This window comes from Arthrobacter sp. efr-133-R2A-63, from assembly GCF_030209795.1.
Taxonomy (GTDB): Bacteria; Actinomycetota; Actinomycetes; order Actinomycetales; family Micrococcaceae; genus Arthrobacter; species Arthrobacter bambusae_A.
On record NZ_JARVRG010000015.1, the window covers coordinates 40,473 to 64,952 of the forward strand.

Annotated in this window: 22 protein-coding genes; 17 read left to right on the forward strand and 5 right to left on the reverse strand. The window is 65.2% G+C overall.

Features of this window, described 5'->3' with window-relative positions; all coding sequences use genetic code 11:
• Positions 1 to 4: 4 nt before the first annotated feature.
• The 5 genes from kdpA to QRN45_RS07860 all read left to right on the forward strand — a co-directional run bounded on the left by kdpA (position 5) and on the right by QRN45_RS07860 (position 7,802).
• Positions 5 to 1,672 carry a potassium-transporting ATPase subunit KdpA gene (kdpA, locus tag QRN45_RS07840; protein ID WP_284762879.1) on the forward strand — a complete coding sequence of 556 codons (1,668 nt, stop codon included), beginning with the start codon at positions 5 to 7 and terminating at the stop codon, positions 1,670 to 1,672.
• Positions 1,669 to 3,795: a potassium-transporting ATPase subunit KdpB gene (gene kdpB / locus QRN45_RS07845; protein WP_241709772.1), complete on the forward strand. Its 2,127-nt coding sequence runs from the start codon at positions 1,669 to 1,671 to the stop codon at positions 3,793 to 3,795. Before kdpA ends, kdpB begins: the two co-directional genes overlap by 4 nt.
• Before the next feature lie 9 nt (positions 3,796 to 3,804).
• Entirely contained in the window at positions 3,805 to 4,413 is a 609-nt protein-coding gene (kdpC, locus tag QRN45_RS07850; protein WP_264637102.1) for a K(+)-transporting ATPase subunit C, read from the forward strand.
• Between the two features lie 72 nt (positions 4,414 to 4,485).
• Positions 4,486 to 7,128 (forward strand): DUF4118 domain-containing protein, encoded by a 2,643-nt coding sequence (locus tag QRN45_RS07855; protein WP_284762880.1) that lies wholly within the window; start codon positions 4,486 to 4,488, stop codon positions 7,126 to 7,128.
• Positions 7,125 to 7,802 carry a response regulator gene (locus tag QRN45_RS07860; RefSeq protein ID WP_241709769.1) on the forward strand — a complete coding sequence of 226 codons (678 nt, stop codon included), beginning with the start codon at positions 7,125 to 7,127 and terminating at the stop codon, positions 7,800 to 7,802. The genes QRN45_RS07855 and QRN45_RS07860 overlap by 4 nt, the downstream gene beginning before the upstream one ends.
• A gap of 9 nt (positions 7,803 to 7,811) precedes the next feature.
• Here QRN45_RS07860 and QRN45_RS07865 read toward each other — a convergent pair whose 3' ends face one another.
• Positions 7,812 to 9,683, reverse strand: a complete 1,872-nt coding sequence (locus QRN45_RS07865) for an ABC transporter ATP-binding protein (RefSeq protein WP_241709768.1) — start codon at positions 9,681 to 9,683, stop codon at positions 7,812 to 7,814.
• Positions 9,684 to 9,783: 100 nt separating this feature from the next.
• Between QRN45_RS07865 and QRN45_RS07870 the strand changes: the two genes are divergently transcribed.
• The 5 genes from QRN45_RS07870 to QRN45_RS07890 all read left to right on the forward strand — a co-directional run bounded on the left by QRN45_RS07870 (position 9,784) and on the right by QRN45_RS07890 (position 12,903).
• Entirely contained in the window at positions 9,784 to 10,215 is a 432-nt protein-coding gene (locus QRN45_RS07870) for a MarR family winged helix-turn-helix transcriptional regulator (protein WP_241709767.1), read from the forward strand.
• 52 nt (positions 10,216 to 10,267) lie between these two features.
• Positions 10,268 to 10,810, forward strand: coding sequence for a hypothetical protein (locus QRN45_RS07875; protein ID WP_264637100.1), 543 nt, complete (start codon positions 10,268 to 10,270; stop codon positions 10,808 to 10,810).
• Between the two features lie 113 nt (positions 10,811 to 10,923).
• Positions 10,924 to 11,649: an SDR family oxidoreductase gene (locus QRN45_RS07880; RefSeq protein ID WP_264637099.1), complete on the forward strand. Its 726-nt coding sequence runs from the start codon at positions 10,924 to 10,926 to the stop codon at positions 11,647 to 11,649.
• A 43-nt stretch (positions 11,650 to 11,692) separates the two neighbouring features.
• Entirely contained in the window at positions 11,693 to 12,592 is a 900-nt protein-coding gene (locus QRN45_RS07885; protein ID WP_264637098.1) for a helix-turn-helix transcriptional regulator, read from the forward strand.
• Positions 12,589 to 12,903, forward strand: a complete 315-nt coding sequence (locus tag QRN45_RS07890) for a carboxymuconolactone decarboxylase family protein (RefSeq protein WP_078107180.1) — start codon at positions 12,589 to 12,591, stop codon at positions 12,901 to 12,903. Before QRN45_RS07885 ends, QRN45_RS07890 begins: the two co-directional genes overlap by 4 nt.
• A 53-nt stretch (positions 12,904 to 12,956) precedes the next feature.
• Here the strand turns inward: QRN45_RS07890 and QRN45_RS07895 are convergent, their stop codons facing one another.
• From QRN45_RS07895 to QRN45_RS07910, 4 genes are all read right to left on the reverse strand, one after another.
• A complete protein-coding gene (locus QRN45_RS07895) occupies positions 12,957 to 13,094 on the reverse strand; it encodes a hypothetical protein (protein ID WP_264637097.1) in 138 nt (45 codons plus the stop codon).
• A 56-nt stretch (positions 13,095 to 13,150) separates the two neighbouring features.
• A complete protein-coding gene (locus QRN45_RS07900; RefSeq protein ID WP_264637096.1) occupies positions 13,151 to 14,245 on the reverse strand; it encodes a hypothetical protein in 1,095 nt (364 codons plus the stop codon).
• A 181-nt stretch (positions 14,246 to 14,426) separates the two neighbouring features.
• Complete coding sequence (locus QRN45_RS07905; RefSeq protein WP_284762883.1) at positions 14,427 to 15,131, reverse strand: alpha/beta fold hydrolase; 705 nt, start codon at positions 15,129 to 15,131, stop codon at positions 14,427 to 14,429.
• 72 nt (positions 15,132 to 15,203) lie between these two features.
• Positions 15,204 to 17,123, reverse strand: a complete 1,920-nt coding sequence (locus QRN45_RS07910) for an FAD-binding monooxygenase (RefSeq protein ID WP_264637094.1) — start codon at positions 17,121 to 17,123, stop codon at positions 15,204 to 15,206.
• A 197-nt stretch (positions 17,124 to 17,320) separates the two neighbouring features.
• Here QRN45_RS07910 and QRN45_RS07915 point away from each other — a divergent pair, with 197 nt between their 5' ends.
• The 7 genes from QRN45_RS07915 (at position 17,321) to QRN45_RS07945 (ending at position 24,411) form a co-directional block, all read left to right on the forward strand.
• Entirely contained in the window at positions 17,321 to 18,793 is a 1,473-nt protein-coding gene (locus QRN45_RS07915) for a fumarylacetoacetate hydrolase family protein (protein WP_264637093.1), read from the forward strand.
• Positions 18,786 to 19,445 carry a GntR family transcriptional regulator gene (locus QRN45_RS07920; protein ID WP_078107194.1) on the forward strand — a complete coding sequence of 220 codons (660 nt, stop codon included), beginning with the start codon at positions 18,786 to 18,788 and terminating at the stop codon, positions 19,443 to 19,445. Before QRN45_RS07915 ends, QRN45_RS07920 begins: the two co-directional genes overlap by 8 nt.
• Before the next feature lie 32 nt (positions 19,446 to 19,477).
• On the forward strand, positions 19,478 to 20,992 hold the full coding sequence (gene hpaE, locus QRN45_RS07925) for a 5-carboxymethyl-2-hydroxymuconate semialdehyde dehydrogenase (RefSeq protein ID WP_264637092.1): 1,515 nt from the start codon (positions 19,478 to 19,480) through the stop codon (positions 20,990 to 20,992).
• Between the two features lie 114 nt (positions 20,993 to 21,106).
• Entirely contained in the window at positions 21,107 to 22,195 is a 1,089-nt protein-coding gene (gene hpaD, locus QRN45_RS07930) for a 3,4-dihydroxyphenylacetate 2,3-dioxygenase (RefSeq protein ID WP_241709758.1), read from the forward strand.
• Between the two features lie 54 nt (positions 22,196 to 22,249).
• Positions 22,250 to 23,035 (forward strand): 2-oxo-hept-4-ene-1,7-dioate hydratase, encoded by a 786-nt coding sequence (gene hpaH / locus QRN45_RS07935; protein ID WP_284762885.1) that lies wholly within the window; start codon positions 22,250 to 22,252, stop codon positions 23,033 to 23,035.
• Positions 23,020 to 23,877: an HpcH/HpaI aldolase family protein gene (locus QRN45_RS07940; protein WP_284762886.1), complete on the forward strand. Its 858-nt coding sequence runs from the start codon at positions 23,020 to 23,022 to the stop codon at positions 23,875 to 23,877. Before hpaH ends, QRN45_RS07940 begins: the two co-directional genes overlap by 16 nt.
• Positions 23,878 to 24,063: 186 nt before the next feature.
• On the forward strand, positions 24,064 to 24,411 hold the full coding sequence (locus QRN45_RS07945; RefSeq protein WP_241709755.1) for a hypothetical protein: 348 nt from the start codon (positions 24,064 to 24,066) through the stop codon (positions 24,409 to 24,411).
• Positions 24,412 to 24,480: the final 69 nt, after the last annotated feature.

Below are 24,480 nucleotides of genomic sequence, written 5' to 3' on the forward strand. Positions count from 1 at the left end.
CGGGATGGTTTTCAGCATTGCCTCCTTCGTCACCCAGGTAGCCGTTCTGCTTTTGCTGCTGATCTTGGTGCACAAGCCGCTGGGCGTTTACCTCGCCAGCGTGTTTGAGGGCAAGAAGTCAACGCGGGTGGAACGGCTGTTCTACCGATGGTCCGGGGTGGACCCAAATACCGAACAGCGCTGGTCGATATACCTGCGCAGTGTCCTGGTCTTCTCTGCCGTGTCCATCCTGCTGGTCTTCCTTCTCCAACGGCTCCAAGGCGTCCTCGCCGGGAACAACTCCCTCCCTGGCGTGGATCCTTGGACGGCCATGAACACGGCCATCTCCTTTGCTACGAACACGAACTGGCAGACGTACACGCCGGAGACCACCATGGGCATCTTCGCGCAGATGTGCTTGCTGGCCGTGCAGAACTTCCTCTCCGCCGCCGTCGGAATCGTGGTGGTGGTCGCCCTGATCCGCGGCATCGCGCGGACCCGGACGGACAGGCTGGGGAATTTCTGGGTGGACCTGGCTCGCACTTCGTTCCGCGTGCTGCTCCCGATGGCTGCGCTCGCGGCCATCGTGATGGTGATCGGCGGTGTGGTGCAGAATTTCTGGTCCACCGACGTCGTCAATCAAGCAACAGGCGTCACCCAGACCATCCCCGGCGGCCCGGTAGCCTCCCAAGAGGCCATCAAGATCCTCGGCACGAACGGCGGTGGCTACTTCAATGCCAATTCCTCGCACCCGTTCGAGAACCCGAACGTCTTCATCAGCATGTTCGAAGTCTTCTTGATCCTGCTCATTCCTTCCGCATTGCCGTACGCCTATGGCCGCATGGTGGGGGACCAGCGGCAGGGGTACACGGTTGTCGGCGTCATGGGCACGCTCTGGCTGACGTCCACGGTGCTGATGGGCTGGGCCGTTGCAGGCGCTGCGGGAACGGCAACCGCGGCAGCCGGCGGTTTGGGCGAGGGCTTTGAACAGCGCTTCGGCGCGGCCCAGAGCTCCATCTTTGCCACCGCCACCACCCTGACTTCAACAGGAGCAATCAACGTGGCCCACGATTCCCTGCCGCCTCTGGCCGGCGGCGTGGCCATGGTGAACATGATGCTCGGTGAAGTGGCCCCCGGCGGCACGGGGTCAGGGCTTTATGGCCTGCTCATCCTTGCGATCGTCTCCGTGTTCATCGCCGGGCTCATGGTGGGCCGCACACCGGAATTCCTTGGCAAGAAGATCGGGCCACGGGAAATGAAGCTCGCAGCCATGTACATCCTCGTGACGCCGGTGGTGGTGCTGGCCACGGCCGGAATCACAGTCCTGCTTCCGGACGCCATGGCCAACGCGCCTGCCTCCGGTCCGCACCAATTCAGTGAGGTGCTCTACGCGTTCACCTCCGGAGCCAACAACAATGGCTCCGCGTTCGCCGGCATCACCACCTCCGGCCCCTACCTGTCCACCATCATGGGAATCGCCATGCTCCTGGGCCGCTATCTGCCCATCGTGCTGGTGCTGGCCCTGGCGGGTTCCATGGCCAAACAACCCAAGATCCCGGCATCCTCCGGAACAGTGCCCACCCATGGCTGGCTCTTCGGTTCGCTCCTGCTCTCCGTCACCGTGATCATGACGGCGTTGAGCTACTTCCCTGCCCTCGCCCTGGGCCCCCTCGCAGAAGGACTCCTCAAATGACCCCGTCCACAACGGACACCGCCGCCCAGACCTACGCAGACGGAAACCCCCTGGGCACTCCGGGGGAGCACAAACACCACACCAAAGCGCCGGCGAAGCTGGACTTTGCCAGCATCCGAACCGCCCTGCCGGTCGCAGTACGGAAGCTGGGGCCGCGCCAGATGATCCATTCGCCCGTGATGTTCACCGTGCTGGTCGGGGCTGCTCTCTGCACAGCCATCTGCATCCTCAAACCAGCCGTGTTCGGCATCTCGGTGACAATCTGGCTTTGGCTGACAGTGCTCTTCGGTACCTTGTCGGAAGCCATCGCCGAGGGCCGCGGCAAGGCCCAAGCAGACAGTCTCCGGGCCAGCAGGAAAGGCGTCGTTGCCCGGCTTCGGCTGGAGGACGGCACCCTCAAGGAAGTGCCGGGAACGGAACTGCGGAAGAACGACGTCGTGATGTGCGAAGCCGGGGACGTCATCCCTTCCGATGGCGAGATCATCGAAGGCCTGGCGAGCGTGGACGAATCCACCATCACCGGTGAATCGGCGCCAGTGATCCGTGAATCCGGCGGCGACCGCTCCTCGGTAACCGGCGGCACCAAGGTCCTTTCGGACCGCATCGCCGTTCGCATTACAGCTGAAGCGGGCGAAACGTTCATCGACCGGATGATCAAGCTTGTGGAAGGCGCCGTCCGGCAAAAGACGCCCAACGAAATCGCACTCCACGTCCTCCTTGTCTCGCTGACCATCGTCTTCCTTGCAGTCACCATGAGCTTGGCACCGTTCGCTTCGCTGCCGGGGGCAACGCCGTCGCCGATCGTGCTGGTGGCGCTGCTCGTCTGCCTGATCCCGACGACGATCGGGGCGCTCGTGCCGGCCATCGGCATCGCCGGCATGGACCGCTTGGTGCAGCACAATGTCCTGGCCACGTCCGGCCGCGCCGTGGAGACCGCGGGAGACATCACCACCCTGCTGCTCGACAAGACCGGCACCATCACCTACGGCAACCGCCGGGCGGTCAACTTCTTCCCGGCCCATGACGTCGAGCGGTCCGAACTCATCGAAGCGGCACGCCTGTCGAGCCTGGCTGATGAGACGCCGGAGGGACGCTCGATCGTGGATCTCGCGGCGGAAAAGGGCGTCGGCGGCCCGGACCTCGCCGCACTCCTGAAGGGCTCGGAAGAGTTTGCGGTTGTCGAGTTCAGTGCGAGCACGCGCATGAGCGGCCTGGATCTCGACGGACGGAAGATCCGCAAGGGCGCGGCAACCGCCGTCGCGAAGTTCGTGGCGGATGCCGGCGGCCAGACGCCTGCCGAGGTGGACCGGAAGGTGCGGGAAATCTCCGCCCAGGGCGGCACGCCGCTGTTGGTGGCCGGCGTCGGGCACGACGGCGGAGCCCGGGTCCTCGGCACGATCCACCTTGCCGATGTGGTCAAGCCGGGGATGCACGCCCGCTTCGCCGAACTGCGCCGGATGGGCATCCGGACGGTGATGATCACGGGCGACAACCCCATCACGGCCAAAGCAATTGCTGCGGAGTCCGGCGTCGACGATTTCGTTGCCGAGGCCACCCCCGAAGACAAGCTTGCTGTCATCAAGGACGAGCAGGCGCACGGCCGGCTGGTAGCCATGACCGGTGACGGCACCAACGACGCCCCCGCGCTGGCCGCGGCGGATGTCGGCGTCGCCATGAACTCGGGCACGCCGGCCGCCAAGGAAGCTGCAAACATGGTGGACCTGGACTCGGATCCCACCAAGCTCATCAACATTGTGGGCATCGGCAAACAGCTGCTCATCACCCGCGGCGCCCTGACCACGTTCTCGGTGGCGAACGACGTCGCAAAGTACTTCGCGATCGTTCCGGCGCTGTTCACCTCTGTATTTCCAGGGCTTGCCCGATTGAACATCATGGGCCTGGCGTCGCCTTCCTCGGCCATCCTGTCCGCGGTGATCTTCAACGCCTTGATCATCATCGCCCTGGTTCCGCTCGCCCTGCGCGGCGTCAAATACCGTGCCGTTTCGGCGAACCAGGCGCTCGCCAGGAACCTGGCCATCTACGGCCTCGGCGGCCTTGTGGCTCCCTTCATCGGGATCAAGCTCATCGACCTGCTCATTTCCCTCATCCCCGGCATCGGCTAGGAGAGAATCATGAACACCCTTCCCGGCTATCTTCGGCAAGCAGGAACGGCCCTCCGCTTCCTGCTCCTGGCCACTGTGGTCCTTGGATTGATCTACCCCCTGGCGATTTTCGGTATCGGCCAGGCCGTTGCGCCCTTCCAAGCCAACGGCTCCATCGTGCGGGACGCATCCGGAAAGCCCGCAGCTTCCGCACTGATTGCGCAAGTCTCCGCCAACGACGCCGGCATCCAGAATCCGTTGTGGTTCCACGCCCGCCCCTCGGCGGCGAAATGGGACCCGGGGGCGTCCACCGCCAGCAACCTGGGACCCAACGATCCCAAACTGCTTGACGCCATCAAAGCCAACCGCGCCGCCGTCGCCGCCGCAGAGGGGGTCAAGGAATCCGACGTCCCAGCCGACGCCGTCACGGCGAGCGGTTCCGGGCTGGACCCGCAGATCTCGGTGGCATATGCCCGCCTGCAGGTGCGCAGGGTGGCCAAGGCACACGGGCTGAGTCCTGAGACGGTCCAGGCCATGGTGGACCGCCGCACGGTCACGGGACTCGAGGCCTTCCTGGGGCAGCCGTCCGTGAACGTCACGGAGTTGAACCTGGACGTCGCCGCAGCGGCCGTCAAATAGAGGAAACCGACAAAGTGTGCGCGGCCGGTCCCGCGGGCACCCCCCGCGTTCAACAAGTGAAAGAATGACCACATGGCACGGGCAACGCTGCGCATTTTCCTCGGGGCAGCCCCGGGGGTGGGGAAGACCTACGCCATGCTTGAAGAAGCCCACCGGCTGCGCGGGCGTGGCGAAGACGTGGTGGTGGCTTTCGCCATGGACCACGGGCGCAGCGACACCCGGGCCTTGATGGACGGGCTGGAAGTCATTCCTCCGCACAGAATCGCGTATCGGGATACCAGCTTTGAAGAGATGGACGTCGACGCGGTCCTGGCACGCAAGCCGCGCACCGCCGTCGTCGATGAATACGCCCACTCGAACATCCCCGGAAGCCGCAACCCCAAGCGTTGGCAGGACGTCGAGGAATTGCTCAACGCCGGAATCAACGTCCTCTCCACCGTCAACGTGCAGCATCTGGCATCCCTCGGTGACGTCGTGAGTGCCATCACCGACGTCCGGCAGGCGGAAACAGTGCCCGACGACGTCGTGCGGCGTGCGGACCAGATCCACCTTGTCGACATCTCACCGGAGCTGCTGCGGCAGCGTTTGGGCGACGGCAAGATCTACTCGGCGGACAAGATCGACGCCGCGTTGTCCAACTACTTCCGGATGGGCAACCTGACGGCTTTGCGGGAACTGGCGCTGCTGTGGCTGGCCGACCGCGTGGATGAAGGGCTCGCGAAGTACCGTTCGGAACAGGGGATCGAGGCGAGCTGGCCCGCCCGCGAACGCATCGTCATCGGGCTCACGGGCGGCCCCGAAGGGGAAGTCCTCGTCCGCCGGGCTGCCCGGATCCTCAAGCGCGTCAACGGCGGCGACTTGCTCGCGGTGCACGTCCGCGCCGCGGATGGCGTGGCGTCGGAATCCCCGCAGGCGTTGGAAGCCCAGCGCTTGTTGGTCCGGGATTTGGGTGGCAGCTACCACACGGTGGCGGGGGAGGATCCGGCCAAGGCTTTGCTTGACTTCGCGCGCAGCGTGAACGCGACGCAGATCGTCGTCGGGATTTCGCGACGCCGGAGCCTCGTCGCCCGGCTGACGGGCCGCGGGATCGGCAACCGGGTGGTGCGGGACTCCGGCGATATTGACGTGCACATGGTTTCGCATCCTTTGGGTGGACGGGGCGTCGACCGTCCGCGGCAGCGCGACCTTGGCCGCACGCGGGTGATCGTCGGGTTCGCCATGGCGGTGGTCCTTCCGGTTCTTTTGCAGCTCCTCCTGGCCGCGAGCCCCACGCACAGCATTGCGACGGCGGTGCTCGTCCAGCTGACGGGCTCGGTTGCCGTGGCGCTGGTCGGTGGGTTGTGGCCCGCCTTGCTCGGTGCCTTGTGGAGCAGCCTGTTGGTGAACTTCTTCTCCATACCGCCCGTGGGGACCCTGACCATCAGCGACCCCGAGAACATCCTTGCCTTACTGGTCTTCGTGGGCGTTTCGGCAGCTGTGGCCGCCGTCGTGGACGTCTCGGCGAGGCGTTCCAAGGAAGCCGCCCGCGCCCGTGCCGAGGCCGCCACCCTGGGTGACCTGACGCGCGGAGCATCGAGCGCGGAGGACACCGTCGAAGGACTTTTGAAGCAGGCGCTGGACGTATTCCAGATGCGCGGCGCGGCGTTGTACCGGGCCGCGGGTTCCGCCGGCGCTGCGAACGCCGGCTGGCGCCTCGTCGCGAAGGCCGGTGAGGCTGCGCCGTTCCCCGGCGACGGCGGCGAAAACACCGAACAAATCGACGCCGGAACCCGGCTGGTCCTCTCCGGCCGCATCCTGCCGGCCAGCGACCGCCGCTTGCTTAGCGCCTTCGGCGCGCATCTTTCGGCGCAACTCGAGCGGCGACAATTGGCGGCGAGCCGGCGTGAGGTCATGCGTTTGGCCGAGAGCAACACCATGCGCACATCCATCCTGCGTGCCGTTTCCCATGATTTGCGGACTCCGCTGGCCGGGATCAAGTTGGCTGTAGGCGGCTTGCGGCAAAGCAACGTCCACTACACACCCGAGGAGGAACAGGAACTGTTGGCAACCATCGAGGAATGCTCGGACAGGCTGGACGTCCTCGTGGGGAACCTCCTGGACATGTCCCGCATTACCTCGGACTCGGTGAATGCCCTCATTCGCCCGGTGCGCTGGTACGAAGTGATCCCCACCGCCCTCCATGGCATGCCGCCGGGCCGGGTGCGGGTGGACCTGCCGGGAAATATGCCGGAGATCGACGCCGACGCCGGCATGCTGGAGCGCGTCATCGCCAACATCGTGGAGAACGCCATCAAGTACGCCCCGGATTCCGATGTTGTGCTGGTGGGAGCCGCGGGTGGCTTCAGTTCGTCCAGCCTGGACGGGAGGCCGTCCGGAGAACTGCGCATCATCGACCACGGCCAAGGAGTCCCCGCCGAAAGCGTAGTCAGGATGTTCCAGCCGTTCCAGCGGCTCAACGACGTCCCTTCCACTACCGGGGTTGGCTTGGGGCTCGCCGTGGCCAAGGGATTCACGGAAGCGATGGGAGGCACCCTCACCGCGGAAGAGACTCCGGGCGGCGGACTGACCATGGTGATCCGGCTTCCGTTGTCCACGGGGGTCGCCTTCCCGCACGAGGAGGCGCAAGCTCCCATGGAAGCGCAATCGGTTCTCTTGCAACGCCGCCATGTGCCGCCGTCGGGCAGTCCGGATAGCGCCACCAGGGAGGCCCTATGAGCAACGTCCTGGTAGTGGACGACGATCCCCATATCGTCAAGGCGTTGCGGATTACGCTCCAAGCCCACGGCTACACCGTGGCCACCGCGTCCGACGGCGAATCGGCCTTGCGCTCTGCCGCCCAGCACCCGGTGGGCGTCTTGATCCTCGACCTGGGCTTGCCAGACATCGACGGAACCACGGTCATCTCGCGCCTGCGTGAGTGGAGCAGCGTGCCCATCCTGGTCCTCTCCGCGCGTCACGGCTCCGACGACAAGGTGGAAGCCCTTGACGCCGGAGCGGACGACTACATCACCAAGCCGTTCGGGCTCGACGAACTGCTGGCGCGCCTCCGAGCCATACTGCGGCGCACCACGGATCCGGGCGAAGAAGCGCCTGTGCTCGTGACTGAAGCGTTCACGGTGGACCTGGCCATGAGACGCGTAACGCGCGACGGCGAGGACGTCCGGCTGACGCCGACGGAGTGGAGGATCGTGGATCTCTTCGTGCGCAATCCCGAGAAACTGATCACCCAACAGCAGCTCCTCAGCGAGGTCTGGGGCCCGGCCTATGCCAAGGAAGCCAATTACCTGCGCGTGTACATGGCGCAGCTCCGGCGGAAACTCGAACTGGAGCCCGGGAACCCGCGCCACCTGATCACCGAGGTGGGGATCGGGTACCGCTTCATGCCGTGAGGCGGGCTTTCAGGCCGCCTCGGACCCGGCCAACTGCACAGTTTCCCCGGCTTCGACAAGCCGCGCATACGCGCCGCCGGTATCGCGAAGCTGCCCGGGAGTTCCGAACTCCACGATCGCGCCGCCCGAGAGCACTGCGAGCTGATCGGCTTTCTCCACCGTCGAGAGCCTGTGGGCGATGGTCAGGGTAGTCCGGCCAACCGCCAACCGGTCGAGCGCCGCCTGGACATGGGCTTCCGTGGCGTTGTCCAGGGCGGACGTGGCCTCGTCGAGGACGAGCACTTTGGGATTGCGCAGGATGGTTCGGGCAATGGCCAAGCGCTGCTGCTCTCCTCCGGAGAACCGGTGGCCCCGGGCCCCGACCATCGTGTCCAGGCCGTCGGGCAAGCTTGCGATCAGATCAGCGATCTGGGCCGAGGCCAGCGCCTTCCACAGGACGGCGTCGTCCGCGCCGGGTGCAGCGAGGAGCAGGTTCTCCCGGATGGTGTCGTGAATCAGGTACGTCTCCTGGGACACCACGCCTACTATTTTCGTCAGCTCCTCCGGGGCGATGTCGCGCACATCCACGCCGTCGATGGTGATCCGCCCGGCGGTGGCGTCATGCAGGCGCGGGAGCAGCGAGCCCAGCGTCGATTTACCGGAGCCTGTGGGGCCCACGATTGCGGTACTGGTGCCGGCCGGGAGCGTGAGGTCGACGTCGAGCAGAACGTCAGTGCCGCCGTCGTACGCGAAACGGACGCCCTCGAAGCGGACCTCGCCGCGCACTGCGGCCGGGTCCAGCGGGACGGGCCGCGCAGGGGGAGTGATTTCCGGAGACAGGTCCAGGTACTCAAAGATGCGGCTGAACAGGGCCATCGCCGTGACCCATTGGACGCCGAGATCCAGCAAGCTCATGACCGGGCGGAAGATGGCACCCTGCAGGGCGGTGAACGCCACGAGCGTGCCGATGGTCATGCCTCCGCTGGTGACGGGCAGCCCGGCGGCGAGGTAGATCAGCGCCGGGATGGCCGAGAAGATGATGCCCATGGTGGACATCCGCCAGCGGCCTGCCAGTTGGGAGCGCATCTCCAGGCCGATCAGCCGTTTGGAGCTTTCCGTGTAGCGGTGTGCGTCGCGCTTGGTGGTACCGAGGGTTTTGGAGAGCCGGACGCCGGAGACCGACAGCCCTTCCTCGACCTGCGTGTTCATGGTGGCCAGTTCGCTCTGCAGCGTGGACGTGATGTTGCGCCGGAGCAGGGCCACCCGGCGGGTGAACCAAACGGCTGGCGGGATCACTATCAGGGACAGGAGCGAGAGCCCGGGCGAAATGGCCACCATGGCGATGGCGGTGGCGACGGCCGTCGTCAGGTTGGAGGCAACACCGGTCGCGGTTGAGGTGATGACTTGCTGCAGGCCGGAAATGTCGTTGTTCAACCGCGACTGTACCTCGCCGCTGCGGGTCCGGGTAAAGAATCCCAGTGATTGCTGCTGCAGGTGCGTGAACAAGCGAGTGCGCAGGGTGTGCATGATCTTCTGGCCCATGCCCGTGGTCATCCAGGTCTGCAGCACGCCAATCAGCGCGGTCGCGGCGGCCACGGCGATCAATCCGGCGGCGAGCCACGCGAGAAGCGGCAGATCCTTGCCGGGCAGCGCGACGTCGATGATGTGGCGGACCAGGAACGGCTGCGCCAGGCCGATGATGCTGGAAGCGCTGATGAGAAGTACGACGACGGCGATAGTCGCCTTGTGCGGGGTGAACAGCGCCGCGATCCGCTTGAGGCTCACGGGATGCTGTTGTAGCTGGGTGCGGTCCGCAGGATTGAGGCGGGCGGGGCCGCGGCCGGGACTTCGTGCTCCAGCGCCCGGTCGATGGGGATTTTGGGTGAGGATGTTCTCCGTCATAAGCACCACCTCCAGTGGCGAGCGGGGCGCGGGAGTCGCGCCTACTAATACAGAGGTTACCTCACTATGTGGTTACTGGTCAAATTGTTAGACTGACGGCATGCACTCACAGCCCCCTGATTCGGCCGACCTTGGCGATCTCTTCCATGCCGCTTTCCGGGGGTTGCGCCGGACCTGGGCTGAGCAGCTGTCGCCGTGGGAGCTGACGCCGCACCAATGGCGGGCGCTCATGACACTGATGCGCCCCGCGCCGGGGGATCCGATGCGGTTGAAGGACCTGGCGGAACGGTTGCGCATTGCGCCACGTTCGGCCACGGAAGTGGTGGACCAGCTCGAGGTCAAAGGCCTCGTGCGTCGCGATCCGGACCCCACAGACCGGCGGGCCACCCTTGTCGCCGCCACGGCGGACGGGCAGCAGCTCTTCGCGAAGATCAGCGCCGAACGGCGTGGCAAGTCCTCCGAGTACTTTGCCCGGCTCAGCGCAGAAGATCGCGCCGAACTGGCCCGGATTCTGGGGCAGCTCCGGGATTGAGGCCAACGCCGGCTGCCTGCCAAGTTGCCGCAGAGTAGGTAGAGTCGAAGCCATGACTCGCCGGAAGGTTCCAGTTGCCCTCGTCGCGCTCCCTTTCGCGTTGTGCCTGATGGCACTTGCGCCCGCGGAGACCGCAGGGGCCGAATCCTGCAGTTCGCAGGGCCTCTTAGGTGTGGTTGGCATGTGTTCTCCCAATAGCTCCCAGTCTCCACGGCCGTCGGTCAAACCCACACCGTCCGCCACGGCCAGCCCACCGGTACAACCGCAACCCCAACCGGATCCCGGCGTCGTAGTTCCTCCCGGTGGCGCGTCACCGCCCTCGCTCGCGGTGACCGCGCAGCCGAGCCCCACGCAGGTTGCGCCACCCGCTACAACGGTGGCAACAGTCCCGCCCCCGACCGTTTCCAACCCGGGCCCCTCGGTGCAAACTTCAACCTCGGCGGCGGTCGCGTCCCGGATTGACCCCGGCACCCCGGCCCAGGGCGACCATCCCATCGCTCCAAGCGTCTCGGTCGCTGGAATCCTGTTGGCCTTCGGCGGAACCCTGATTGCCGCGGGCGGAGTGGTTGGCCTCAGAAGATATCCACGGCTCTAACCCGGTCCCCCGAACCATCGGGAAACAGGTAATGGCCGACCCTGCCTCATTCCGAGGTGCGTTCCTAGGATGGAAAGCAAGTCGACAAGCTTTCACTGGAAGAGGGACAAACCATGGCTACTGGACAAGGACGGGTCGCCGTCATCACCGGAGCGTCGTCAGGAATCGGCGCCGCCACGGCGCGGGCCCTGGCCGCCGATGGGTACCGGGTCGCGCTGCTCGCACGGAGGGCCGATCGGATCCGGGCGTTGGCTGAAGAGCTCGGGGATGGTGCTATCGCCATTGAGGCGGATGTCACCGATCGCGGCTCACTAGTGGCCGCTGCGGAGCGGGTCAAGGCCGAGTTCGGCGGGACCGACGTCTTGGTGAACAACGCGGGGATCATGCTGCTCGGTCCGTTCTCTTCGGATCAGCAGGAGGACTACCGCCAGATGATCGAGGTGAACCTCATCGGGGCTATCACCGCGACGGAGGTCTTTTTGGACCAGCTCCGCGACGGCGGCGGGGACCTGGTGAACATCTCTTCCGTCGCGGGCAGGACGGCCCGGCCCGGCAACGGCGTCTATGCCGCGACGAAGTGGGGCATCAACGGCTGGTCGGAATCGCTGCGGCAGGAACTTCAACCGGGGATCCGCGTCACGGTCATCGAACCCGGAGCGGTTGCCACCGAGCTGCCGAGCCACATCACGCATGAGCAGACCAGGGCGGGCGCCGAGGCGATGTACAGCCAAGTGACCGTCACGGCCGAGGACATCGCCGAAGTGATCGCGTTCGCCGTCAGCCGCCCCTCGCGCCTGACCATCAACGAGATCCTGCTCCGTCCCGCCGGCCAGGCCTGAAACACATAGCCGTGTGTCGCCGTCGTCGAAACTAAGGTATGGAATGGACAACAGGACCGAGGTGCAGGACTTCCTGACATCGCGTCGCGCCCGGGTCACCCCGGAACAGGCCGGGATTCCCGTCTACGGGCGTAACCGGCGCGTCAAGGGCCTTCGTCGCGAGGAAGTTGCGATGTTGGCAGGCGTGAGCGTGGATTACTACGTGCGCATGGAGCGTGGCAATCTCTCCGGCGTCTCGGAGAGTATTCTCGACGCGGTTGCGCGCACGCTCCAGCTAAGCGAGGTTGAGCACGCCCATCTCTACGATCTCGCCAACACAGCCAACAGCAACGGGGCCCGCCGCGCGCGCCCGGCGACTCTCCACGTGCGCCCGGCTGTGCAGCGCATACTCGATTCGATCGGCGCACCGGCGTGGGTCAGGAACGGCAAAGCCGATTTCCTTGCCGGCAACCGCCTGGGACGGGCGCTCTATGCGCCGATATTCGTCGATCCCAGACGGCCGGGAAACACCGCCCGGTTCCTCTTCCTGGATCCCCGCGCCGCGGACTTCTATCCCGACTGGCCGGAAATGGCCCGCGGCATGGTCGCAACGCTTCGCACCGAGGCAGGCAAACACCCCTACGACAAAGGCCTTACCGACCTCGTCGGTGAGCTCGCGACCCACAGTGGACCCTTCCGGCAGCTCTGGGCCTCACACGAGGTCCTCGTCCACCGCAACGGCACCAAGCGCCTTCGGCATCCCGTTGTCGGTGATCTGGAGCTCACCTATGAGGCCATGCAGCTGACCACGGATGAAGGCCTGACCTTGCTCATCTATGCCGCCGATCCAGGCTCCCGGTCCGAGGAGGGGCTCCGGCTGCTCAACAGCTGGGCACCCGAGGAGGCCGCTGAAGCCGGACCTTCCGCACCCCTGAACGAATCACTAACGAGGAGAACCCCATGACCGAACAATCCCGTGCCCAGCAACTCGTCGGAGACATCTCACCAAAACTGGCCTCACTTACCGACGACGTCCTCTTCGCTGACGTCTGGGAACGGCCCGAGTTGGCCAAACGGGACCGGAGCCTGATTACCGTTGCCTGTCTCGTGGCAAGCGGCAGCACCGAGCAGCTTTTTGGACACTTGCGGCTTGCGAAGGCCAACGGACTCAGCGAAACCGAATTGAGCGAGGCTATTACGCACCTGGCGTTCTACGCGGGCTGGCCGAAGGCGATGTCCGCCATGGCGGTCGCCAAGCAAGTATTTGCCGAGTAGCCAGGTCCGCGTTTGGGGGCGATTGGCGTTGGTGGCCGGTTCGCTGCCCGGAGTCAGGCCTGCGGTGTTTGGCCTTGGAGTGAGGCGATCTGTGCACGCGCGGCTGCGGTCGCGACGAGCGCGGTGAGCTGTTCGACCAAGACGAGCTGCTTGTCGCGGTTCAAGGCGCCCGTGTTTGTGAGGACCTGCACGCGCACGTAGTTGATAGCTCAGCGGTCATTGGTTGCGCCATCCTTGCACGTCGCTGTCACCGTGTCTTTCTTTGCGCAATCATTTGCGGATCGTCCGGCTTGACGTCCTTGGAAGTGCGGTTCTTCGGCCGGTGCGGCGGGATCGGTTCGGACGCGAAGCGTCGTGGTCCGCTCCACATTGAGGGCGGGGCGTCGATCGCGTAGGCCAGCGCGTACGCGACCTTTTCGTAGTTGACGCGCCAGCCCCTGAAGTGGGGCCAGGCTTGTTCGGCGGTGACCTCTACCGGGTAGTCGACGGTCTGCAGGAGCTCCACGGCCGCTTGAAAGTCTTCGAATTTAACGTCGAGTTCGGAATCGGGATCGGGGTCTTCCTCGACCGGGATACGAATGGCCCGCGCCACTTGGTTCAGGCAGGTGAACCCCATTCGAAGGACCAGCCGTGCCCGGGTGCTCGGGGCAGATCCCGGACTGAGGGAAAGCTGCAACGCGGCCGCGTCCATGACGCTGAGGAGGGAGTTGAGCCAATTCGATTGCGGCGACGGCGAACGGAACCATACCAAGGTGAGGTACGTGCTGTGTGATTCGGCGACGTCCGCGGCCCATCGCTCCCATCTTTGGTAAAGCTCGCTGAGTTCGCTGGTGCTGGTTTGTGCGGCCATGCCGAACCGCGTGCGCACTAGAAGCTCCGGTCCCCATGACGGTGAGCCTGCCCTCGATACCAGGAGCGTTACCTCCGCTTCACGCCTGTTGAAGGCCGAATAGAGCGTCGGCAGATAACCGATCTGCAATGCGATGACGATCAATCCGGTGTAAGCGGCTATGTAGACCAACACCGTGTTGCCGACATTGGATGGGGCAGCGTAGCCGAGGGTGAACATTGCGGAGCCGGCTTCGCTTGAGGCTTGCCAGAAGTCGCCGTCGACGAAGGGAAGGAGCAGCAGACTGAACGACAGATCGAACAGGATCACCCAAACCAGCAGGCGGACGAAGAGCGCCATCGGAGACTGCCAGGCAAGGATCCGATCACGCGCTTCGTATGAAGTGACGGGTTTCGTGATGACAAAGAAGATTTTCGCGGTGACCAAATGGGTCACCCGTGAAAGGTTGCTGTGCAGCGGCCGCGGCACAATCAGCGTTCCGATCACACTCATCCAGTTCAGGAGCAACCCAAGCAGCCCGACTGAAAAACACGCCCACACGATTACTGTCAATGCGCTCTTTCGACATTGTTAGACACCAATACAGCTATTGACCACCGGTGGGGACAAAGCTGGTGAGGCTCGTATCATTCATTCCACCATCGGACCTTGTCAAGGGTGGTGGGTTCCGCGGCTACCCCCTCCGCTCAACCGCCGCAAGAATGGCCTCGCCGAGTTCAAGCGGCTTGGTGAACTGGGGCCAGTGCCCGGTGGGCAGATCCATGAATTCGACGTCGTTGATGCGCGCGAGCTCAGCGACGAAGGGGTGGCCGGATTCGATCCATTCGCCGAGCAGGCTGGAGGGGAACTCGCACGCGATGATGGTGGCCGGGACGTCGTAGCGGCGCACATCGTGCAAGCGCTGTTTATCGCTCGTCACGTTCTTTGGCTCCGGGATGGCGCGTGCGCGGAAGGCCGCCCGCAGCTCCTCGTTGAGGTCCACGAGATCCTCATTTTCGAAAAGCTCCCATGGTGGCAAGGGCACGGCATCGCCTTCGACCGGCAGTTCGTCGTTGATGACACCGCCCTCGCCCAGCGGGCCGCTATCTACGTAGACCGCCCGGACCACGCGGTCCGGGCGGGCGTCGACGGCGCCGTGGATGATGGCACCTCCGCCGGAGTGGCCGACCAGTACTACCGGATTGCCAACGGCGTCGACCGCCGCCACTACTGCTTCGATGTGATCCCTGAGGCCGATCCCTGACCTCGGGGCGTCAACAGCTTCCAGCCCAGGCAGCGTGAGCGGGTGGACCGTATGCCCTGCAGCAACGAGCGGCGGGGTGACCTCCGACCATGAAGAAGCGTCCAACCAGAATCCGGGAACCATGATGATATCCATGCCGGTACCCTACGACGGGCCACCGACAGAATGAACCCTTGAGTTGGTCCCGCACGCCGGAACGCCAACAGCTCACACTGCCGCGGTCCGTCCCGTTCGAAGGAGGGGCGCGAAGAACGCGGCGAGTTCCGCCGTCGCGGTCAAGGGCAACACGTTCGCCACGTACTGGTCCGGCCGCACCACCACCACGACGCCGCCGCGGTGGAGGCCGCGCAGCTCGAAGATGTCGGCCGAAGGATCGGTGCCGTAGACGTTCTCGAGGTAGGTGAGCTTGAACGGTCCGACCTGCGGCTTGAACGCTTCCGGCACCGCTCCGATGTCGACGCTCGTGTGCTCCTGCTGGTAGATCACCTTCACGTCGAACCACGCGTCCCGGTCAGCGCCCGACGGCGTTGCGGCCAAAGGCGAGTCCGGCGAGTTCGCGATCCACTCGGCAAAGTCGACGACCGGCGACGTTCCCCCTTGTGCCGTTCCGGCAGCTTCGCTTGCGTCCGCGAAGACATAGATGCGCCACCGTCCATCCGCCTTGGCCTGGTGGCCGAGCTGGAGCGGGTTGGTATCGCAGATCCGCACCACGGGAGCGGACTTGAAACGCTTCCCGATGGTGAATCCCGTGGCCAGGTCTTGATGCGTAGGCTCGGCGATGAGCGGTGAGGGAGCGTAGTGGGTCATGAAGCCGGCAGGGAACTCCGCGGTGCTCACGTAGAAGTTCTCCAGCTCGGTGGGATCCTCGAATTCTTCGGGCTTCTTCGCCATGAGCGTGGACCACTCTTTGTCGAAGTCGATGAGGTTCTTGGCAATGACCTGGCGTTCGGCGGAGTACGTGGACAGCAAGCTCTCTGGGCTGCGGCCTTCGAGTACGTGTCCGAGCTTCCAGGCAAGGTTGAAGCCGTCCTGCATGGAGACGTTCATGCCTTGGCCGGCTTTGGCGCTGTGGGTGTGGCATGCGTCGCCGGCAATGAACACACGCGGAGTGCGGGTGCCGCGCTCGTTCGGCAGGACGTCGTCGAACCTGTCCGTGAGGCGGTGGCCCACTTCGTAGACGCTGTGCCACGCGACGTTGCGGACATCGAGCGTGTAGGGATGGAGGATTTCGTTGGCCTTGGCGATGATCTCGTCGATGGTGGTGTTGCGCACGGAGCGGTTGTCGTTCCGGTTCACTTCGCCGAGGTCGACGTACATGCGGAAGAGGTGGCCGCCTTCGCGTGGGATCAAAAGGATGCTGCCGCCAGTGCCGGACTGGATGGCGCATTTCGTGCGGATGTCGGGGAAGTCCGTGACGGCAAGGACGTCCATGACGCCCCAGGCGTGGTTGGCCTGGTCGCCGGCCAGGGTGCAGCCGATCGACTCCCGCACTTTGCTCCGCGCGCCATCGGCCCCTAGGACGTACTTGGCCCGGACAACGCGCTCCTGGCCTTCGTTGGGTCCTGCTGTGTGGAGGAGGGTGACGGTGACGGGGTAGTCGCCTTCGCCGGTGACCTCAAGACCGCGGAACTCGTATCCGTAATCGGGGGACATGCGGGCAGGGGAGTTCGCCATGAATTCGGCGAAGTAGTCCAGCACGCGCGCCTGGTTGACGATCAGGTGCGGGAATTCGCTGATGTCTCCTGTGGGATCGTCCAGGGCGCGGGCGGTCCGGATGATGCGGGAGGGATCCGAGGGGTCCGGCTTCCAGAATGCCATCTCGGTGATCCGGTACGCCTCGGCAATAATCCGTTCGGCGAATCCGAAGGCCTGGAACGTTTCCACGCTCCGTGCCTGGATACCGTCGGCCTGGCCGATCGCGAGCCTTCCGGGGCGGCGCTCCACGATCCGGGTTGTGACTCCCGGGAACTGGGACAACTGCGCGGCGGCGAGCATGCCTGCGGGGCCGCTGCCCACAATGAGCACGTCGACCTCGTCGGGAAGGTCGGCCGGCCGATTGAGCCCGACGCCGGCAGCCGCCTGGACTCGCGGGTCACCGGACACGTAACCGTGGTGGTGGAACTGCATGGGAATCCTCACTTCGTCGTGTGGTTGTTCAATTATAGAACTGTAAATTCTCTATCTGAACCCAGAATTGGATACAAACTGTACGGCAGGCGTGGGTGGGGGACAAGGCCTTTGCGGCGGGATGCAGGGGGTTGACGTTCCGAAACTCCCAGGCCATAGTTATCGTATACGATTTCGTACTCGATGAGGAGTAAATCTTGGAACAGGTCACCGACCACATCCTGGCCGCGGCCCGCAAGGTCATCGCGGTGCATATCAACTACCCCAGCCGGGCGGCCCAGCGCGGCCGCACGCCGGAGCAGCCGTCGTACTTCCTGAAGCCATCGACTTCCCTTGCGCTCAGTGGCTCTGCGGTAGAGCGTCCGGCTGGCTGCGAACTCCTCGGCTACGAGGGCGAGATCGCGCTGGTCATCGGCAAGCCTGCCCGCCGCGTAAGCATGGAGGACGCGTGGAGCCACGTAGAGTGGGTGACCGCCAGCAACGACCTCGGCGTCTATGACCTCCGCTACGCCGACAAGGGCTCCAACCTCCGGTCAAAGGGCGGGGACGGCTTCACCCCGGTAGGTCCCGCGCTCATCCCGGCCGCCGACGTCGACCCCTCCGGGTTGCGGATCCGCACTTGGCACAACGGTGAACTTGTCCAGGACGACACCACCGAAGACCTTTTGTTTCCCTTCGTGCGCCTCGTTGCCGATCTCTCCCAGCTCCTGACGCTCGAAACCGGCGATATCATCCTGACCGGTACCCCGGCCGGCGCCTCGGTCGCCAAGCCGGGCGACGTCGTCGAGGTTGAAGTCACCGCCGGTGATTTCAGTAGCGGCCGCCTCACCACCACAGTCACGGAGGGTACGACGGCGTTCGCGGACTTCGGTGCCTGGCCCAAGACCGATGACACCCAGCGGGAGGAGGCATACGGTTCCCGCGAAGCCGCGGGCCTCGCCCCCGTCGTGCCTGCCGCCGTCGTCCCCGTCCTCACGCCGGAGCTGAAGAAGAAACTCGAGTCCGTCGCGACCGCCACCCTGTCCAGCCAATTGCGCAAGCGCGGGCTGAACAATGTGAGTATCGACGGGTTGCAGGCCACGCGCCCGGACCGCCGGGTCGTGGGGCTCGCCCGGACGCTGCGTTATGTCCCCAACCGCGAGGACCTCTTCACAACCCACGGAGGCGGTTTCAACGCGCAGAAGCGCGCCATCGATTCCGTCAACGAAGGCGAGATCCTGGTCATGGAGGCCCGCGGCGAAAAGGGCACAGGGACCGTGGGGGACATCCTCGCGATGCGTGCCCAGATGCGCGGTGCCGCGGCGATCATCACCGACGGCGGGGTGCGCGACTATTCCGCGGTGGCAGGACTGGACATGCCCACCTATTTCGCTAACCCGCACCCGGCCGTGCTGGGCCGGAGGCACATCCCGTGGGACACGGACATCACCATCGCCTGCGGAGGGGCCACGGTCCAGCCCGGGGACATCATCGTGGCCGACTCGGACGGGATCCTGGTGATCCCGCCGGCCATCGCGGGGGAACTCGTGGAGGAGTGCATCGAGCAGGAGAAGGAAGAGGCCTTCATCTTCGAGATGGTCAAGCAGGGCAACAGCGTGGACGGTTTGTATCCGATGAACGCCCGGTGGCGTGCCCGCTACCAGGAGTGGGAAGGAGCCCAAGGTGACTGAAACCGCCGTCGGGAGCAAGTCCGAGCAGGCCTATGCGGCCGTCAAGGCGCGGATCGTGGAGGGCACCTACACGCCGGGTTACCGGCTGGTGCTGGCGAAGATCGCCGAGGACCTGGGCGTGAGCGTGGTCCCGGTCCGGGAGGCGATCCGCCGCCTGGAGGCCGAAGGGCTCGTGAAGTTCGAGCGCAACGTCGGCGCCACGGTCTCCGGGATCGATCCGACCGAGTACCTCTACACGATGCAGACCCTGAGCATCATCGAGGGGGCCGCGACGGCGTTGTCCGCACCGCTGATCGATTCCGTGGCGATCGCGCGGGCCCGTGCGGTGAACGAGGAGATGCGTGACTGCCTGGAGCATTTCGATCCGGTCCGCTTCACGGCGTTGAACCAGGATTTCCACAGCGTGCTCTTTGAACACTGTCCCAATCCGCACATCCTGGACCTCGTGCACCGGGGCTGGAACCGGCTCGCGTCGATCCGCGCCTCGACATTCCGCTTCGTCCCCGGCCGTGCGCAGGAATCCGTCAAGGAGCACGAGGCACTGCTCCAGCTCATTGAAAGCAACGCCGACGCCGACACCATCGAACAAGCCGCCCGCCGCCACCGCAGCGCCACCTTGGATGCCTACCTCGCACAAGCAAAAAGCATCTGACAATCCTTCAAGGCAGAAAAGGAAGAGAAACAATGACGTTCACTGCACCAGAAACCACCACCCACTACGTCCCGAAGGACCTTCCCACCCACATCCAGCACTTCATCAACGGCCGGTTCGTTGACTCGGTGTCCGGGAAGACCTTCGACGTCCTGGACCCGGTATCCAACTCCAACTACGCCACCGCCGCGGCCGGGCAGAAGGAAGACATCGACCTTGCCGTGGCCGCCGCCCGCGAAGCGTTCGTGAGCGGTCCGTGGCCGAAGATGAAGCCACGCGAGCGTGCCCGCGTGCTGAACAAGATCGCCGACGCCGTTGAAGCCCAGGAGGAGCGCCTCGCCGAACTGGAGACCTTCGACACCGGCCTGCCGATCACCCAGGCCAAGGGCCAGGCGTTGCGCGCGGCCGAGAACTTCCGGTTCTTCGCGGACCTGATCGTGGCCCAGTTCGACGACGCCATGAAGGTCCCGGGCTCCCAGATCAATTACGTCAACCGCAAGCCGATCGGCGTCGCGGGCCTGATCACGCCGTGGAACACCCCGTTCATGCTCGAGTCCTGGAAGCTCGCCCCGGCCTTGGCCACCGGCAACACCGTGGTCCTGAAACCGGCCGAGTTCACCCCGCTCTCGGCCTCGCTCTGGGCGCAGATCTTCAAGGACGCCGGACTGCCCGACGGCGTGTTCAACCTGGTCAACGGCCTCGGCGAGGAAGCCGGCGACGCCCTCGTGAAGCACCCGGACGTGCCGCTGATCTCCTTCACCGGGGAGACCACTACGGGCCAGACGATCTTCCGCAACGCCGCAGCCAACCTCAAGGGCCTGTCCATGGAACTCGGCGGCAAGTCTCCGTGCGTCGTGTTTGCCGACGCCGATCTGGATGTCGCGATCGATTCGGCCCTGTTCGGGGTCTTCTCCCTCAACGGGGAACGCTGCACCGCCGGCTCGCGCATCCTCGTCGAACGCGCCATCTACGACGAGTTCTGCGAAAAGTATGCGGCCCGCGCGAAGAACATCGTCGTCGGGGACCCGCACGACCCCAAGACCCAGGTCGGCGCCCTTGTCCACCCCGAGCACTACGAAAAGGTCGCCTCGTATGTGGAGATCGGCAAGTCCGAAGGCCGGCTGTTGGCCGGCGGCGGGCGCCCGGCTCACCTCCCGGAAGGCAACTACATCGCGCCCACCGTGTTCGCCGACGTCGCACCCGACGCCCGGATCTTCCAGGAGGAGATCTTCGGACCCGTCGTCGCGATCACCCCCTTCGAGAGCGACGACGAAGCCCTCGCCCTCGCGAACAACACCAAATACGGCCTGGCGGCCTACATCTGGACCCAGAACCTGACCCGCGCGCACAACTTCGCCCAGAACGTCGAGGCCGGCATGGTGTGGCTCAACAGCCACAACGTCCGGGACCTGCGCACCCCGTTCGGCGGCGTGAAGGCCTCGGGCCTGGGCCACGAAGGCGGCTACCGCTCGATCGATTTCTACACCGACCAGCAAGCCGTCCACATCACCCTCGGCACCGTGCACACCCCCAAGTTCGGCGCCTAACCCGCCAACGCCCATCCAGCCCAACTGACTCGCACTTGTTGTCGTTATGAGGCTCCAAAACGACACTTACTGCGAGTCAGTTGGGTGACACCCTTTCAAAGAAGAGAGAATCCCATGAGCAACTTCGTTCCCACCCCCACCGTCCCGGCGCCGGATATTGTCCGCTGCGCCTACCTCGAACTCGTCGTCACGGACCTCGCCAAATCCCGTGAGTTCTACGTGGACCTGCTCGGCCTGCACGTGACCGAGGAAGACGAGGACACCATCTACCTGCGCTCCTTCGAGGAGTTCATCCACCACAACCTGGTCCTGCGCAAGGGACCGGTCGCTGCCGCGGCCGCGTTCGCGTACCGGGTGAAGTCCCCGGCCGAGGTGGACGCCGCCGAGGCCTACTACCGCGAGCTCGGCTGCCGGGTGGAACGCCGCAAGGACGGCTTCACCAAGGGCGTTGGCGACTCCGTCCGCGTCGAGGACCCCCTGGGCTTCCCGTACGAGTTCTTCTACGAGACCGAGCACGTGGAACGCCTCACCCAGCGCTACGACCTCTACTCCGCCGGCGAGCTCGTCCGCCTGGACCACTTCAACCAGGTCACCCCCGACGTCCCCAGGGGCCGGGCCTACCTCGAGGACCTCGGCTTCCGGGTCTCGGAAGACATCAAGGACTCCGACGGCGTCACCTACGCCGCGTGGATGCACCGCAAGCAGACTGTGCACGACACCGCCCTGACCGGCGGCAACGGACCCCGCCTGCACCACATCGCGTTCTCGACGCACGAGAAGCACAACATCATCCAGATCTGCGACAAGATGGGCGCCCTGCGCATCAGCGACCGGATCGAACGCGGCCCCGGCCGGCACGGCGTGTCCAACGCGTTCTACCTGTACATCCTGGACCCGGACGGGCACCGCATCGAGATCTACACCCAGGACTACTACACGGGCGATCCCGACAACCCCACCGTCACCTGGGACGTGCACGACAACCAGCGCCGCGACTGGTGGGGCAACCCCGTCGTCCCGTCCTGGTACACCGAGGCCTCCCTCGTCCTGGACCTGGACGGCAACCCCCAGCCGGTCGTCGTCCGCGAGGAAAAGAGCGAAATGGCGGTCACGGTCGGTGCCGACGGGTTCTCCTACACCCGCCAGCCCGATGGCGGCCCCGCGGGGGAAAAGATGGGTTTCAAGGTCGGCTCGCAGCTCTAGGCCCTCAGCCCTCAACGTATGCTGACCGCAGGATGGCCGAAACGGAGTGTGGAGATGCTTGACCCGAAGACGATAGAAACCATTGCCGATGAACTGTTGGAAGCCGGCCGGTCCCGGACCCCGGTGCCGCGGCTGACTGCCCGCTACCCGGAGATGACGGTGGAGGATTCCTATGCGGTGCAGCAGTTGTGGCGGCGCCGCAACGAGGAAGCTGGCCGGAGGCTGGTGGGCCGCAAGATCGGGCTGACGTCCAAGGCCATGCAGGCTGCCACGGGCATCACTGAACCGGACTATGGCGCGATCTTCGACGACATGGTCCTGGAAACCGGCTGCTCCGTGGCGTGGGACCAGTACACCCACCCGCGCGTCGAGGTGGAACTGGCGTTCGTGCTCAAGGACGGGCTCAAGGGCCCGGGTTGTACGATCTTCGACGTCCTGAACGCCACCGATTACGTGGTTCCGGCCCTTGAGATCCTGGATTCCAGGATCGAGATGGAGGGCCGGACCATCGTGGACACCATCTCGGACAACGCGGCCATGGGTGCCATGGTGGTGGGCGGGCGTCCGGTCCGCCCGGACGCCGTCGACCTCCGCTGGGTATCGGCGATCCTGTACAAGAACCAGATCGTCGAGGAAACCGGCGTCGCCGCGGGCGTCCTGGACCACCCTGCGAACGGGGTGCACTGGCTCGCCAACAAGATCGCCCCGCACGGGGACGGGCTGAAGGCCGGGGAGATCATCCTCGCCGGCTCCTTCACCCGCCCGCTCTGGGTGTACAAAGGCGATACCGTCCACGCCGACTACGGACCCTTGGGAGTTGTCACATGCCGGTTCGAGTAGAACCAGACCGCACGTTCCGCGACGCCCTGCGGAACCAAACCGGCCCTGCCGGCCGGCCCCTCGTCGGGATGTGGGTGTGCTCGGGCAGCCCGCTGATCGCGGAACTGTGCGCCGGGGCGGGGCTGGACTGGCTCCTGATCGATGCCGAGCACAGCCCCAACGGCCTCGAATCGATCCTCGCCCAGCTCCAGGCCGTCCGCGGCTACCCCGTCCAGGCCGTCGTCCGGCCGCCGGTCAACGACACCGTGCTGCTCAAGCAATACCTGGACCTGGGCGTGCAGGACCTGCTCATCCCCATGGTCAACTCCGCCGCGGAAGCAAAGGCCGCCGTCGCCGCCGTGCGCTACCCGCCGCACGGGGTCCGGGGGGTCGGCTCGGCCCTGGCGCGGGCCTCGCGCTGGAACCGCATCCCGGACTACCTCGCCCGGTCCGCCGAAACCATCAGCGTCACGGTCCAGATCGAAACCGAGGCCTCCGTCGCCGCGGTCGAGGAGATCCTGGCGGTCGACGGCGTCGACGCCATCTTCCTCGGACCCTCCGACCTCGCCGCGTCCATGGGCCTGCTCGGCGAGCAGGAACACCCGAGGGTGCGTGCCGCCGTCGAGCACTGCCTCACGGCGGCGAAGACCGCGGGCAAGCCCGCCGGCGTGAACGCCTTCAACGAAGCCACAGCGCGTGCATATATGAACGCCGGGGCGAAGTTCGTGCTGGTCGGCGCCGATGTCGCGCTGCTGGCGCGCGGCTCCGAAGCGCTCGCGGACAAGTTCATTCCAACAGCGCCCGACGGCGGAGCTCCCCTTGGCGGGACAGGTGACGCGCCGTCGAGCTACCGAACTAGGTAGGTAGTCGGTACTCTTCCCGAGGTCCTTGGACGGAGCTACATTGGATATCCCGAGGCCGCTCGGGGGCGGTCGAGGAGGGGGTCGGCCGCAATTTCAATGGAGCATGCCGTGGTCCCGCAACCAGATCTCAGTCGTCAACAATCTGCAGTCACCGCCCAACCGCCGGCTGAAAGGCGTTCAGGCCCTGTGGAGTACGATCTTCGGGCGGTTTACGTCCCGCAGTCGGGATTGTTCCTGGACGATGAGGGACACGAATTCTTCGTAACCGCCGTGGAATTCTGGGAGCACGCGACGGTGGTCAGTCTGTGCTGGAAACGCAGGCCCATGGCAGGGCAGGGAAGTCCACCCTTGGTCGCCACGGATGAGCACGACCGGGTGCTGGGCGTAATGCGCATCTGGAACGTTGGTGCGCGATCAATCCAACATTTTGAACCGATTTCTCCGTCAGCCCGCGCATTGACGGTGCTCATCGCCAGGAAAACAGGAACACAGGAACTGTTCAGCTGCAGGACGCCGCCCGCAAAGAAAGAGTGAACGAAGTAAGCACTCCCAACTAATACAAAAGTAGGGGTGGATCAGGCTGCGGTGACCGGAGTGATCGTG

Bases quoted from the DNA above. Each gene is read 5' to 3' on its own strand.
- QRN45_RS07865 (WP_241709768.1), bottom strand. From the start codon at position 9,683: ATGACGGAGAACATCCTCACCCAAAATCCCCATCGACCGGGCGCTGGA.
- QRN45_RS07870 (WP_241709767.1), top strand. From the start codon at position 9,784: ATGCACTCACAGCCCCCTGATTCGGCCGACCTTGGCGATCTCTTCCAT.
- QRN45_RS07900 (WP_264637096.1), bottom strand. From the start codon at position 14,245: ATGAGTGTGATCGGAACGCTGATTGTGCCGCGGCCGCTGCACAGCAAC.
- QRN45_RS07875 (WP_264637100.1), top strand. From the start codon at position 10,268: ATGACTCGCCGGAAGGTTCCAGTTGCCCTCGTCGCGCTCCCTTTCGCG.
- QRN45_RS07940 (WP_284762886.1), top strand. From the start codon at position 23,020: ATGCCGGTTCGAGTAGAACCAGACCGCACGTTCCGCGACGCCCTGCGG.
- QRN45_RS07855 (WP_284762880.1), top strand. From the start codon at position 4,486: ATGGCACGGGCAACGCTGCGCATTTTCCTCGGGGCAGCCCCGGGGGTG.
- QRN45_RS07910 (WP_264637094.1), bottom strand. From the start codon at position 17,123: ATGCAGTTCCACCACCACGGTTACGTGTCCGGTGACCCGCGAGTCCAG.
- QRN45_RS07860 (WP_241709769.1), top strand. From the start codon at position 7,125: ATGAGCAACGTCCTGGTAGTGGACGACGATCCCCATATCGTCAAGGCG.
- hpaE (WP_264637092.1), top strand. From the start codon at position 19,478: ATGACGTTCACTGCACCAGAAACCACCACCCACTACGTCCCGAAGGAC.
- QRN45_RS07905 (WP_284762883.1), bottom strand. From the start codon at position 15,131: ATGGATATCATCATGGTTCCCGGATTCTGGTTGGACGCTTCTTCATGG.
- QRN45_RS07885 (WP_264637098.1), top strand. From the start codon at position 11,693: ATGGACAACAGGACCGAGGTGCAGGACTTCCTGACATCGCGTCGCGCC.
- hpaH (WP_284762885.1), top strand. From the start codon at position 22,250: ATGCTTGACCCGAAGACGATAGAAACCATTGCCGATGAACTGTTGGAA.
- kdpB (WP_241709772.1), top strand. From the start codon at position 1,669: ATGACCCCGTCCACAACGGACACCGCCGCCCAGACCTACGCAGACGGA.
- QRN45_RS07880 (WP_264637099.1), top strand. From the start codon at position 10,924: ATGGCTACTGGACAAGGACGGGTCGCCGTCATCACCGGAGCGTCGTCA.
- kdpC (WP_264637102.1), top strand. From the start codon at position 3,805: ATGAACACCCTTCCCGGCTATCTTCGGCAAGCAGGAACGGCCCTCCGC.
- QRN45_RS07890 (WP_078107180.1), top strand. From the start codon at position 12,589: ATGACCGAACAATCCCGTGCCCAGCAACTCGTCGGAGACATCTCACCA.
- hpaD (WP_241709758.1), top strand. From the start codon at position 21,107: ATGAGCAACTTCGTTCCCACCCCCACCGTCCCGGCGCCGGATATTGTC.
- kdpA (WP_284762879.1), top strand. From the start codon at position 5: ATGGTTTTCAGCATTGCCTCCTTCGTCACCCAGGTAGCCGTTCTGCTT.